11 protein-coding genes are annotated in these 13,305 nt (G+C 53.2%); 7 read left to right on the forward strand and 4 right to left on the reverse strand.

Going from position 1 to position 13,305, the window contains the following annotated elements; genetic code table 11:
- Window positions 1–86 precede the first annotated feature (86 nt).
- Complete coding sequence (locus ACYVHB_RS05220; RefSeq protein ID WP_461050291.1) at window positions 87–1,481, forward strand: MBL fold metallo-hydrolase RNA specificity domain-containing protein; 1,395 nt, start codon at window positions 87–89, stop codon at window positions 1,479–1,481.
- A gap of 71 nt (window positions 1,482–1,552) precedes the next feature.
- Here ACYVHB_RS05220 and ACYVHB_RS05225 read toward each other — a convergent pair whose 3' ends face one another.
- Entirely contained in the window at window positions 1,553–1,756 is a 204-nt protein-coding gene (locus tag ACYVHB_RS05225) for a hypothetical protein (protein WP_461050293.1), read from the reverse strand.
- A 188-nt stretch (window positions 1,757–1,944) separates the two neighbouring features.
- Here ACYVHB_RS05225 and ACYVHB_RS05230 point away from each other — a divergent pair, with 188 nt between their 5' ends.
- The 3 genes from ACYVHB_RS05230 (at window position 1,945) to ACYVHB_RS05240 (ending at window position 4,891) form a co-directional block, all read left to right on the forward strand.
- Window positions 1,945–3,330, forward strand: coding sequence for a BatD family protein (locus ACYVHB_RS05230; protein WP_461050295.1), 1,386 nt, complete (start codon window positions 1,945–1,947; stop codon window positions 3,328–3,330).
- A 71-nt stretch (window positions 3,331–3,401) separates the two neighbouring features.
- Window positions 3,402–4,481 (forward strand): chorismate synthase, encoded by a 1,080-nt coding sequence (aroC, locus tag ACYVHB_RS05235; protein WP_461050297.1) that lies wholly within the window; start codon window positions 3,402–3,404, stop codon window positions 4,479–4,481.
- Window positions 4,482–4,510: 29 nt separating this feature from the next.
- Window positions 4,511–4,891, forward strand: coding sequence for a DUF6713 family protein (locus ACYVHB_RS05240; RefSeq protein WP_461050299.1), 381 nt, complete (start codon window positions 4,511–4,513; stop codon window positions 4,889–4,891).
- Window positions 4,892–4,916: 25 nt separating this feature from the next.
- Here ACYVHB_RS05240 and ACYVHB_RS05245 read toward each other — a convergent pair whose 3' ends face one another.
- Complete coding sequence (locus tag ACYVHB_RS05245) at window positions 4,917–5,126, reverse strand: hypothetical protein (RefSeq protein WP_461050301.1); 210 nt, start codon at window positions 5,124–5,126, stop codon at window positions 4,917–4,919.
- Window positions 5,127–5,178: 52 nt separating this feature from the next.
- On the opposite strand from ACYVHB_RS05245, the gene ACYVHB_RS05250 reads away from it, so the two are divergent.
- Window positions 5,179–6,138: an FAD:protein FMN transferase gene (locus ACYVHB_RS05250; RefSeq protein ID WP_461050303.1), complete on the forward strand. Its 960-nt coding sequence runs from the start codon at window positions 5,179–5,181 to the stop codon at window positions 6,136–6,138.
- A gap of 73 nt (window positions 6,139–6,211) precedes the next feature.
- Here the strand turns inward: ACYVHB_RS05250 and ACYVHB_RS05255 are convergent, their stop codons facing one another.
- Complete coding sequence (locus tag ACYVHB_RS05255; protein ID WP_461050305.1) at window positions 6,212–7,567, reverse strand: Gfo/Idh/MocA family protein; 1,356 nt, start codon at window positions 7,565–7,567, stop codon at window positions 6,212–6,214.
- A gap of 379 nt (window positions 7,568–7,946) precedes the next feature.
- Between ACYVHB_RS05255 and ACYVHB_RS05260 the strand changes: the two genes are divergently transcribed.
- Window positions 7,947–10,964: a TonB-dependent receptor gene (locus tag ACYVHB_RS05260; protein WP_461050307.1), complete on the forward strand. Its 3,018-nt coding sequence runs from the start codon at window positions 7,947–7,949 to the stop codon at window positions 10,962–10,964.
- 82 nt (window positions 10,965–11,046) lie between these two features.
- Here ACYVHB_RS05260 and ACYVHB_RS05265 read toward each other — a convergent pair whose 3' ends face one another.
- On the reverse strand, window positions 11,047–11,670 hold the full coding sequence (locus ACYVHB_RS05265) for a hypothetical protein (protein ID WP_461050309.1): 624 nt from the start codon (window positions 11,668–11,670) through the stop codon (window positions 11,047–11,049).
- A 266-nt stretch (window positions 11,671–11,936) separates the two neighbouring features.
- Here ACYVHB_RS05265 and ACYVHB_RS05270 point away from each other — a divergent pair, with 266 nt between their 5' ends.
- Window positions 11,937–13,298, forward strand: coding sequence for an APC family permease (locus tag ACYVHB_RS05270; protein WP_461050311.1), 1,362 nt, complete (start codon window positions 11,937–11,939; stop codon window positions 13,296–13,298).
- Window positions 13,299–13,305: the final 7 nt, after the last annotated feature.

A 13,305-nucleotide genomic window follows, 5' to 3' on the forward strand; every position in this document is an offset into this window, starting at 1 on the left:
TCCGTAAATATCTGTGTTTCTTTGTAATTCCCATTCTGCCAGTACCGACGCGGATAAAACAGCAATTAACGACACGTTCCTGAACGATGACCATTCAATTTTTTGGCGCGGCCCGCACCGTTACCGGCAGCAAACACCTGATTACAACCGCCGACGGTGTTCAAATTCTGCTCGACTGTGGGCTGTTTCAGGGTATCAACACCGACGAACTCAATCAGCAGTTTGGGTTCGACCCGGCCGCTGTAAATTATATGGTTCTGTCGCACGCACACATTGACCACACCGGCTTGATTCCCCGCCTTGTTCGGCAAGGATTTCGGGGGCCGATCTATACCACGTCGGCCACCGTCGATTTGTGCGAGGTAATGCTGATGGACAGTGCCCGCATTCAGGAGCGCGACCTCGAACGGGTCAACAGTCGGCGCGGTCGCCGGGGTGATCCCAAGCTCGACGCGCTGTATGATGAGGACGACGTACGGCAGGCGTTGGGTCAGATGGTGGCCGTTAACTACAATCAGCCGTTTAGCGTCTGTGATTCCGTGACGGGCCTGCTGACCGATGCGGGTCACCTGCTCGGCAGCGCAGCCATCAGCCTGACGATTCGCGAGAACGGCAAAACAACGCAGCTCATGTTCAGTGGCGACATTGGCCGACCCGACGACAAGATTCTGCGTAAGCCCGACCCGTTTCCACAGGCCGACTACATCATCTGCGAATCGACCTACGGCGACCGGCTTCACGAACCCGAACCTGATGTGAAGGCTCACCTGCTCCGAATTGTGCAGCAAACATGCGTAGAAGGGCGGGGTAAGCTGCTCATTCCTGCCTTTGCCGTGGACCGGACGCAGGAGTTGATTTACGCACTCGATCAACTGGAAACCGACGGAAAATTGCCTCGATTGCCCGTTTACATCGACAGTCCGATGTCGGTTAAGGCAACCGATGTTATGCGGGATCATGAGGAAGATTTCAACCCGGAGATATTGGCATACATTAAAAAGGACGGCGACGCATTTGATTTCAAAAACCTGCACTACGTACCAGACGTGGAAGGGTCTAAAGCGATTAACCAAAGCGAGGAACCGTGCATCATCATTGCCCCATCGGGTATGGCCGAGGCCGGGCGCATCAAGCATCACATCAAAAACAATATCGAAGACCCCACAACCACCATTCTGCTGGTTGGCTATGCATCGCCCAATAGTCTCGGTGGGGCGTTGAAACGGGGCGATGAGGAAGTAACTATTTTTGGAGAACGTTACTCCGTAAACGCCCGAATTGAAATCATGGACTCATTTTCAGCCCATGGTGATTACCGGGAGATGCTACAGTTTTTAAGTTGTCAGAATCCTCGGCAGGTCAAAACCGTATTTCTGGTTCATGGCGAGTACGAAAAACAAATAGTCTGGAAAGAGACGTTACAGGCGGCTGGTTTTGGCCACGTCGAGATACCGGAGATGCAGGAGCGGGTGGATTTGTAAACCGAAGGCCGTTAAAAAACCCGGCTGGTAGGCCGGGTCGGGGTAATGTCAGGAAGGGAAGGATACGGTCGTCAGGTGAAGCGTACCCGTGCGAAGCAACGGTTCAGCACCGCACGATATATCGTACCGAACTGAGCATAACACCACCGCTTGAGCTGCTTTACCTCGTCGGGAACGAGCATTTTGATCGCTTTGGCCAGCTCTTTCTCGAAGAGGGCTTTATCGAAACTCACCTTCTGGAGGATCGTTTTGATGTATTCAAGCATCGAAAGCATGAGGGATTTGTTGATTGGTTAGAGAAGCAGACAAATACGATTGAAGGCTATAAATCCGTTACGAATACCCACTTAGAAACGTAACGGCTCACGTTGCTGATTGTTGCCACAAAATAACAATGATACTTGCAGTATTCCGCAATTTTCTTGTATTATTTATTTGTTGCCTCGCTACCTGTCTGGGGCAAGTGGCTGATACTGATGCTGATATTCAGTTGGGATTAACTTCTTTTTCGATTGAAAGGCCCTTCACTATATCAGTTACTGTACGGAATAGTGAAACGCGCCCGGTCATTACATTTCCTGACATTCCGGGGTTTACTAAAAAAGGCATTCTGACTAACGTAACAACGGCCGATAGAAACGAGAAAAACGGTACTGGTCAGGTCATTACCCAAAACTACCAGGCCCGGACGGCTGGCCGCTTCGTACTGGCTCCCTTCACAATTACCGTCAGTGGTGAAGTGTTGACGTCGACGGGGGCGGTGTTGATTGTGCGGCCGTCGGTAACGGCAACCGTCCCCCTCAACACGACCCTGGCCGGGACCGCAACATTGGCCAACGGCGTAGCTTTTTTAACGTTGCGGTCCTCCAAGTCCGTTGTTTATGCAGGCGAAGGCGTGGCCTTGACGTTGTCGTTTTTTGTGGCTGACAACTATCCCTACGAACTCAGTTTTACGGCCCTCGACCGGCAGTTGCAGGCCATTATCAAAAAAATCCGTCCCGCAAATGCGTGGGAAGAGAACCGGCTCATCACCGAACTGAAGCCCCTGCCGGTGCTGATTGGTGGAAAAAAGTTTCGGGAGATTCAGTTATATCAATCTATTTTTTACCCCCTTGCAACCCGGCCCCTAACCCTGCCCGCTGTGACCCTGCGATTAGCGCGGCCCCAACCAAAAATTGGACCGCCGTCGTCGGAGGTAGAAACGGTCGAGTTTAGCAGTAAACCGCTTACTGTCGCCGTCCGTGCGTTGCCCCCGCACCCGTTGCGGGGGCGGGTAGCGGTTGGCTCCTTTCGGTTAAATGAGCGGTTGGATCAGCAGCGGGTTAGCACCGGGCAAAGCGTTCGCTACGGGTTCAGTATAGAGGGTGAAGGTAATGTAGCAACGCTGCCCGCCCCGGCAACATCGGTCAAAACAGCCGCCATCGACGTGTTTCCGCCCGAAGAAAAGCATTCAATCAATCATGGTGGTAGCCGGATAACCGGCCAAAAAACGTTCACCTACTTTATCGTACCCCGTCAAAATGGCACGATCTGGTTAGTTGATTATTTTCAATGGATTTACTTCGATCCGCAACGGGCGCGGTATGATACGCTCCGGTCTCAGTTGCGGGTGCAGGTGGGAGGGACTAACGCAGCTACTACTGCGAAGACGGGAACACCAACAGGAACTTCCGGCGTATCGGGTGCGGTGGCTACTGAGCTGGTTCCGGGCCGGTCGCTCTACGCCGGTATCGACGCGCTCGACAGCACCCATCAGCCCATCCGTATTGCCGTTCTGATTCGGGCCGTGGCGAATGTACTGATTGTACTAATGCTGCTGGGAATGATATTTGTGTTGTTTAAACGGTGAAGACAGTGAGTAATGGACGCTAAAAACCGCGTCCATTACTCACTGTCTACTTCATAGTTATAGTTAGCAGTATGAGCAGTACGTACGGAACCGTATTTAAACTTTCTACTTTCGGCGAATCGCACGGGCCGGGCATCGGCGTCGTCATTGACGGTTGCCCGGCCGGATTAGCCTTCGACACGGACTTTATTCAACACGAGTTGGACCGACGCAAACCTGGTCAGTCGCGCATTACGACCCAACGGCGCGAAGCCGATGAGTTCGAGGTGCTGTCGGGTGTGTTTGAGGGACAAACGCAGGGGACGCCCATTGCGCTGCTGATTCGCAACACCGACCAGCGCAGCAAGGACTACGGCCACATTGCCGAACAGTTCCGTCCCTCCCACGCCGATTATACCTACCAAACCAAATACGGTTCCCGCGATTACCGGGGTGGTGGGCGGTCGTCGGCCCGCGAAACGGCGGCACGGGTGGCGGCTGGGGCCATTGCCAAGTTGTTGCTGGCGCAGCAGGGCGTTCAGATTCAGGCTTATGTGTCGCAGGTTGGCACGCTGAAATTGGGCAAGCCATACGCAGAAATGAACCTCGCGCTGGCTGAAGAAAATGCCGTTCGCTGCCCCGATCCCGAAACGGCTGAACGCATGTTTCAGTACATCGACGACGTTCGCAAGCGGGGCGATTCTGTTGGGGGCGTTGTTGATTGTGTCATAGTAGGTGTTCCGGTTGGCTGGGGCGAACCCGTATTCGACAAACTACACGCTGAACTGGGCAAAGCTATGCTGAGTATCAACGCCGTAAAGGGGTTCGAGTACGGCAGCGGCTTCGCCGGAGTTGAACAGCTTGGCTCTCAGCACAACGACGAATTTTACCAAGACGAAGCGGGTCGGGTGCGGACCAAAACTAATCAGTCGGGCGGTATTCAGGGCGGCATCAGCAACGGCGAAGACATCTACTTCCGCACGGCCTTCAAGCCGGTGGCAACCATCATGCAGGATCAGGACAGCGTCGACGTGAGCGGTCAGCCCGTGACGGTGTCGGGTAAGGGTCGACACGATCCCTGCGTGGTGCCCCGTGCCGTACCCATTGTGGAAGCAATGGCTGCCTTGGTGTTGGTAGATATGTATTTACGGGATAAGCTGGCGCGGCTGTGACAAGAATCGGGGTAAAATGAATCGGGTGGATGAGCGAAAATCTCTTTTTCTGGATAGGTTTCTCAACCTTGCTGGTCCACGAAATGGATGCGGTGCGGCTGAGTGAATGGCGAATTTTGCCGTTGCTGTCACGCTTAAATGACCAGCGCGGATTTGCCGTATTCACGCTGGTGCACATACCAATCTACGTTTTGTTACTCGTGGGTCTTTCGTCGGAAATTGCCGCTGGTGAGAAGGGTAGCTTGATGCTTGTACTAGACTGGTTTATGGTCATTCACGTAGGGCTGCATGTGCTCTTGCGAAATCTTCCGCGCAACGAGTTTAAAACCGTTTTTTCGTGGCTGATTATTGCGGGGGCGGGTTTGGCTGGGGCAGTTGATGCTGTTCTTTATTACGTAGCAAGGCCATAAGTTTGAGGAGGCAGAAGTTAACGGCTTATTCTCTTTTCTTTGAAAAAATGGCCTGCATAATGGCGAAACCCAGAAAACCGAAACCGATGGCCTGTGCCGAAATGCCAACTGTGAGCAACGTACCCGTTGCGTCCCACTGATGACTTTTCCCGTAAGCACCCAGTCCTGTCAGGGCCAGACCCGACAGCCAGAAAATGGCCGCCAACAGAATAAATTTGTTTTTGATGGTAATCATCGGTACGTCGATTTAATACTACTGACTTCGCTAAAACCCCTTGAGCGCCCGTTTGTCTTTTTACGCGATATGTAGCGTTGGCTTACTGGCACTCGTATTGCCGGGACTGGTCATTGCGCAATCCGATACGGCTCGCTTTTCGTTTCGCCGGGGCCTGATGGGCACCCACTTTACGTTGACCCTTCACGCTCCCGACAGCCTGACTGCCCAACGAGCCAATGCAGCCGTGAACGCCCGGATGGACTCGCTCAATCAGGTCATGAGTGATTACCTAGACGGTTCGGAAATCAACCGTCTGTCCGAAACCAGCGGACAAAATCGGTGGACGCGCGTTTCAGCCGATCTATTTACTGTATTACAGAAAGCCCATACCATTGCCCGGCTGTCGAAGGGTCGCTTCGATCCCACCATCGGGCCACTGTCGTTGCTGTGGCGGAGGGCCGTTCGCCGGGGTGAGTTTCCAACGGCACAACAGCGACGCCGGGCACGTCGGGCGGTGGGTTACCGGCTCATGCAGTTAGATAGTGCAATCCGGTCGGTTAAACTCCTGCGGAGCGGTATGCGCTTAGATGTGGGTGGCATTGGGCAGGGGTTTGCCATTGACGAAGCCGCTGAAGTGCTCCGTAACCTGGGCCTGCGGTCGTTTCTGCTCGACCTCGGGGGCGACGTGCTGGCGGGCGAGGGTAACTGGCGCGTTGCCCTCGATTCGACAACGATTCAACTTCGCAACGCGGCCATCACAACCTCCGGCGATACTTACCGCCACCTCGATCACCGGGGCCGACGTTACTCGCACGTTATGAGCCCACAATCGGGTTTGGGTCTGCGCCACTTCGTCCGGACGACGGTTCTGGCTCCTGACGGCTGGCGGGCCGACGCACTCACGAAAGTATTTAGTGTAGCAGGGTACAAAAGAAGCCGCCGGTTGCTACGTCGGTTTCCCGGTGCGGAATTGCTGATTTTAGAAAACAAACACGGCCGACTGCGCCAGTGGCAGTCGGCTGGTTTTTAATAAAGACCGGTACGCCGGTGCGGCAAAGTGTCGGCGGTCCCGCTCCGGCGTACCGGCCGGTGCGGTCTCTACTTTACACCGTAACCGTTTTCCCGGGTACGGCAACTGGATACATACCCTCTTTGTCCGGTCGGCTTTTAGGCATCGCGTCCCAGGCGAGTTTGTCGGGGAAGAGGTCGATTTGCGAGTTCATGGCTTCGTCCCACTTCACTACTTTACCCGAGTAGGTTGCCATGCGGCCCATGATCGCCGTCATCGTGCTTTTCGCCACCCGTTCGGCATCGGCAAATTTGTATTCGCCCTTCGCAATTGCATCGAACAGTTCGTCGTGCTCAATCTGGTACGGATTGCCATCGCTTTTGGCGTTGTGGCTGTAAATAGGCTGACCGTTATACCCGACCAGGGCGCTGCTTCTCTTTTCCATACCTTCAACCTTACCTTTCGTGCCAAGAAACATTTCGTCCACCCGGCTATAGGTGCCTTCGTAGTGGCGGCATTGGCTGTTGATGGTCGTCCCATCGGCGTAGACGTAATCGACGATGTGGTGGTCGAAAATTTCGCCGTAGTCTTTCCCCGCCCGCACCTGCCGACCGCCGGTTCCCTGGCAGGAGACCGGGTAGCTTTGCTTCACCCAGTTGGCCACGTCGATGTTGTGAACGTGCTGCTCAGTAATGTGATCGCCACAAAGCCAGTTGAAGTAATACCAGTTGCGCATCTGGTAATCCATTTCGGTCTGATCGGGTTTGCGCGGCTTCTGCCACACGCCCCCGCTGACCCAGTATACTTGTCCGCCCACAATGTCGCCCAGCGCCCCATCGTGAATGCGCTTAATCATCTCACGGTAGCTGGTCTGGTAGCGCCGTTGTAAGCCCACCACTACGTTCAGTTTTTTCTTTTTAGCTTCTTCGGCAGCGGCCAGCACCCGACGAATACCCGGCGCATCGGTCGCTACCGGCTTCTCCATGAAGACCTGCTTATTCTGGCGAACGGCTTCCTCAAAGTGACTCGGTCGAAAACCCGGTGGCGAGGCCAAAATCACGACATCAGCTAAGGCTATAGCCTGTTTGTACCCGTCAAATCCCACAAATTTATGGTCTTCGGGTACGTCAACTTTCGGAGTTCCATCGGCGGCTTTGGCACCGCGCTCGGTCAGGGCTTTGTAGGCATTGTCCAAACGGTCGCGGTAGGCGTCGGCCATAGCCACGATTTTAACGTTCTGCTTTGTGTTGAGTGCCTGCTGTGCCGCGCCCGTACCCCGTCCACCACAGCCAATAAGGGCCACTTTGATCGTGTCGTTGGCCGAAAAGTGGTAACCACCCGCTCCAAACGGCAGCGCCAGGCTTGGTACACTGCTCAACAAAGCACCACCGGTGAGCAGACCCGATGCTTTCAGAAACTCCCGCCGGTCCCGATTTGATTCGCTTTTCATGTCTGTGAAGTTATTGACTAAGAGATGTTTGACGTCAATAAGGCGGAGATGCAGCCAATTTACTATCCACACAACAAGATTTAGAGACTATGTTTTTTTGCTTCAGTACGCTCTGTTACTGTGGTTTTTAAGCGTACCTTATCGAATTCGTTACGACCACGTATGGCCCACTTTTTCACTCCGATGAGCAAATCAGCCAGTAATCTATGTAACCCCGCGTATACTGTAGTAAACAGCTAACGGTCAATTAGTTGTGTTTTGTTCGTAAAAATAAAATTTTTTAATAGAAAGATTTTTTTGCACAAAACTTATGCTTATACGTAAGTTTAACGTTTAAAACGTAAATCAAAACAAAGCTTACGACAAATTGTCATTCCCTATGCGAAAAACGAATACTTCAAGCGCCCTGCTTCTCTGGTTTCTCTGCCTGATGAGCATCAGTGCAGTGGCCCAGACCAGGATTTCCGGTAAAGTAACGGATGATGTGAAAAAGGAATCACTCGCCGGAATTAGCATTGCCGTTAAAGGAAAAGTGATTGGCACCATCACCGATACGAGAGGGAACTTTTCCCTGACTACTAACACGGCACGGCCGTTTACGATTGCAGTAACAGGTGTTGGCTTTCAAACGCAGGAATTCACCATCAACAACGACGAGTCGAACCTGAACATCACGTTAAAAGAGCAGGTGCTGATTGGGCAGGAAGTGGTTGTGTCGGCCTCACGGGTGGAGGAAAGTGTGCTGAAGTCGCCTGTTTCGGTTGAGCGACTGGATATCCGCTCGTTTCAATCTACGCCAAGCGCTACCTTCTATGATGCGTTGCAGAATATCAAAGGCGTGGACATGAGTACGCAAAGCCTGACGTTTAAATCGGTCAACGTGCGGGGCTTTGGTTCTAACGGGAACACACGCGTTGTGCAATTGCTCGATGGTATGGACAATCAGGCACCGGGACTTAACTTCTCGGTGGGCAACCTCGCCGGTGTGTCGGAGTTGGATTTAGAGAGCGTTGAATTGTTGCCCGGCGCGGCTTCCGCCCTGTATGGTCCCAACGCCATTAATGGACTGTTGTTAATGACGTCGAAAAGTCCATTTCAATATCAGGGGCTTAGTGCATATGCCAAAGTCGGCGTAATGAGTGCCAGCAATCGAACAACGGCGACGACGCCTTTCTACGATGCCGCCTTTCGGTATGCTAAATCGTTTAACAACAAGCTGGCGATTAAGGTTGGGGTATCCTACCTGAAAGCAAATGACTGGCAGGCAACTGATTACCGCGATCAGGGATTTTCCAATGGGAACACCCTTGAGACGGGTAACCGTGCCAATAATCCCGGCTACGATGGTGTCAATATCTACGGCGACGCCAGTGCAAACCTTTATTCCAATCTGTTTGGCAATGGCCAGCCCGGAACGGGAGCAAACGGTACATCGGCGATTTTGGGTGCCATTGCCACTACTCAGATTCCGCAGGCGGGCAACCGGACTTTGCCGCAACTGACGGGACTTACTCCCCAGCAGATTTTTAATAATATCATCCCAAATCTGAATATTTCGCGGACGGGCTATCAGGAGACCGATCTCGTCAATTACGACGCCACAAACCTAAAACTGAACGGTGCGCTGCACTACCGCCTGAGCGAGAATGTAGAAGCAATTGCGCAAGCCAACTGGGGCACCGGAACAACGGTGTATACCGGCGCTGACCGCTATTACATCAAAGGCTTCAGACTGGGGCAGTACAAGCTCGAACTCCGGGGAACCAACTTCTTTGTGCGGGCCTACACCACGCAGGAACGCTCGGGCGATGCCTACGCAACGTCAACGCTGGGTCAGGGTATCAATGAAGCCTGGAGCGGCAGCGCGGCTAAATGGTTTCCAACGTATTTTGGAACGTACGCACAAACGGCATTTCAGGGATATGCGGGTGCCTACCTGACAGGTCTCGCGGGTGGTCAGGCACCCGCAGCTGCGTTGGCGGGCGCGCAAACCTTTGTCAACGGTCAGCAGACCACTTGGTTGAATACGGCTCGTAGTGCCGCTGATAAGGACCGATTATTACCCGGCACACCCGGTTTTCAGCAGGCGTTTGATGCCGTCTCGGGAAAGCCCATTCCGGGGGATGCAACCGGGGTAGGGGCGCGGTTTCTGGATAAAACCAACTTGTATCATGGCGAAGCCATGTATAACTTTAGTAAACTGGTTGACCCCGAAACGGTTGAGTTAATTGTAGGTGGTAACGTTCGTCGGTACGCGCTGAACTCGGAAGGAACGTTGTTTGCCCGTGATGAGAGTGGTAAGGAATTTACCATCGACGAATACGGTGCTTACGCGCAGGCATCGAAAACGTTGGCTGAGGTGCTGAAACTGACAGCTTCGGTGCGATACGACAAGAATCAGAACTTCAAAGCGCAGATAAGTCCTCGTTTTTCGGCGGTATTGACGCTGGCCAAAGTGCACAACTTCCGGGCGTCGTTCCAGCGGGGCTTCCGTATTCCAACGACTCAGGATCAGTATATTGACCTGAACACACCTTCTGCCCGCCTGATTGGTGGTTTACCATTTTTGAAGGAGAAGTACAATTTTAACACCAGCCCGGTTTATACCCTCCAATCGGTGCAGGCATTTGGCGCGACGTTGCAACAGGGTGGTCAGGCGGCTTTGCCACAGGCACTCGCATTACTCAAACCCGCGCCAAATGCCGGTTATGATCCTGAGCGAGTGGAGACGTATGAAGTGGGCTATAAGGGTTTACTGGGTAATAAGCTGTTTATCGACGCTTATTATTACAACAACCGATTCCTGAATTTCCTGGGAGGCCAGGTCGTTGTTCAGGGTAGAAATCCTGTCTCCCTTACTAATCCCGTTACGGCACTGCAATTGATCAGTAGTACTACGCGTAACGTTTATTCGTATCCGGTGAACTCACCCACGCAGTTGAAAAACGCGGGCTGGGCCATTGGAGCAGACTATCAGTTACCCGGTAATTTCTTGGTTGGTGCGAACGTATCCTCCAACTATCTGCTCGATGAAGATCAGATTCCGACGGGCTTTATTACGTATTTTAACACACCAAAGTACCGTTATAATCTGTCAGTCGGTAATCGGAATGTGGCTCGGACGGGTTTTGGCTTTAATGTGGTTTACCGTGCTCAGGAGTCATTCTTGTGGGAATCAAGTTTTGCCAATACAGAGGCCGTCGCTCGTAGGCAGACAATTATACCCGCTTACAGCACACTCGACGCCCAGATCAGCAAGAAGATTTCGAGTCTTAAGTCGATTATTAAAGTGGGCGGCACAAACCTGACGGGCAAACTTTACCAGCAATCCTGGGGCAACCCGCTTGTTGGTTCGATGTACTATATCAGCCTGACGTTCGACGAGTTGCTGAATTGACAATAACGCCTATTGTTCACAAAAAAGGGTCTCCTCGCAATGAGGAGACCCTTTTTTGTATATGTTGCATCAATTGGTCCGACTACCGGTTTGTGGTTTTATTGCCCGTCTGCGGATAGCTGTTTCCACCAGTTTTCTTTCCGGCCGCGCTGCCCGAGGGTGTACCGGGTTTTCCAGGGCCGGTTGGTTGGGGATATCCCGTGCTTACATTTTTGTCGCTGGTGCGGGCTTCTTTCTGCACACCTGCCGTTGACGTTGGCCGCTTCGAGCCACCCGTCGAACCTGACGTTGACTTGGTGTCAACTTTGGCTCCGTAGGTTGGTGTCCCACTGCTGGTTAAGCCACCATCTGAAGCTGTACCATTTTTGGTGCTTTTAGGGCCAGTGGGCGGTCTGGTAACTTCGGTGCGGGTCCCTTTTGCACCACCTGGCGATGCCACAATAGCCGAACCCTGGGAGGTGCTGCCCTGCGTATTGGTTGGTGACGTAGGCGAAAGGTTGCTGTTTCCGTTGCGAGTTACGCCGGAAGCCATCTTCCCGTTGCCTTTGCGGTTCATACCCTCTATCGAACTCTTGTTCGACTTTGCCGTGCCGCCCTGTTGGGAAGCGACACCGCTGTTGCTCATCTTGCCGCCCTGCGTTTGTGCATACGCGTTACTCAGCAGACCAGCCGCCAGGGTTAGTGCTAGTGTGATTATCTTTTTCATAACGTTTTGTTGTAAGTGCTACTCGCTGATTACTTGTTATTCATCAACCTTTGTCTATAGGAATTGTTCGCAGAAATGCCGTTGCCCGGTTTTGACTGGTTCACCGCCATATGGACGTTGCCAACTCGGTCGAAAACGAACTTTTAGGGTACTGGCGACCGTTGGCCGAATAATACTGCCGATGGTTGCCTACATTCATTACCATTACGCTATTGACTGATTTTACGTCTCCTGAGCCGACTGATAATAGTGAGCCGACGTCGTCAATGGCTACCGAATCCGGTGCATTACCCCGGCGGCTGAATTTGTTGCAGGGAACGGCCCTGAACATGATCGACATGGTAGGTATCGGGCCGTTTGTTGTGCTGCCATTGGTCATAAAAACCATTGGCGGGCCACTCTTCATGTGGGCCTGGGTGCTGGGGGCGTTCATTTCGCTGATCGACGCCTTCGTTTGGGCCGAGTTAGGCGCGGCTTTCCCGCAGGCGGGCGGTAGCTACAATTTCCTTAAAATCTCGTATGGTGAGCAGCGCTGGGGACGGCTGCTGTCATTTTTGTACGTTTGGCAAACGCTCATTCAGGCACCGTTGGTGATGGCGTCCGGGGCCATTGGCTTTGCGCAGTATGCGTCCTACCTCATGCCGCTCGATGACTGGCAGCATCGGGCCGTTTCGGGTGGGGTCGTGCTGTTAATTATTGCGCTGCTGTACCGAAAGATTGACTCAATCGGAACAATAGGCGTTGTGATGTGGGGGGCGGTGCTGCTAACGCTTGGCTGGATTATTATTGGCGGGCTGACCAACGCCCGGATTCCCCTATCAGAAACGCTTTCCGGCATGATTCCCACGGTTGGCTCAGTCAGTGGTAGTCTGCTGGCTGCGGGGTTGGGGCAGGCATCGGTCAAGACGATTTACTGCTACCTCGGCTACTACAATGTTTGCCACCTCGGCAGCGAAATTCAGCGGCCCACGCGCAACATTCCGGCCAGCATGTTTATTTCCATTGGGGGTATTGCCGCGCTGTATCTGCTCATGAACCTGAGTGTGGTAAGCGTGGTGCCGTGGCAACAGGCGCAGAACAGCGAGTTCATCGTTAGCACCTTTGTCGAGACGCTCTACGGTCCCGGCGCGGCTAAACTGGCAACGCTGCTGGTGCTGCTGGTGGCCTTCTCGTCGCTCTTCGCCGTCTTGCTGGGTTATTCGCGGGTGCCGTATGCCGCTGCTGTCGATGGGCAATTCTTTAAAATCTTCGCCCGGCTGCATCCAACGCGGCAGTTCCCCTACGTGTCGCTGCTGTTCCTTGGTGGCCTGGGATTTGTCTTCAGCCTGCTGTTCCGGTTGGGCGACGTTATCACGGCTATTTTAGCCATGCGCATTGTCATTCAGTTTGTGGGACAGGCCATTGGTTTGCTATTGCTCCATCGTCGGCGGGCCATCACCGATTTTCCGTTTCGGATGCCGCTCTTTCCGTTGCCCGTTCTACTGGCAATCGGCATCTGGTTATTCGTTTTCTTTTCGACGGGCCTGACGTTCATGCTGTCCGGCCTAACGGTAATTGGGGTAGGCGTTGGCGCGTTTCTGCTCTCGGCCGGGCTAAAAAAACGCTGGCCCTTCGGTCGAGCAAGCTAATGACGCT

It is taken from the genome of Spirosoma arcticum, assembly GCF_054779955.1.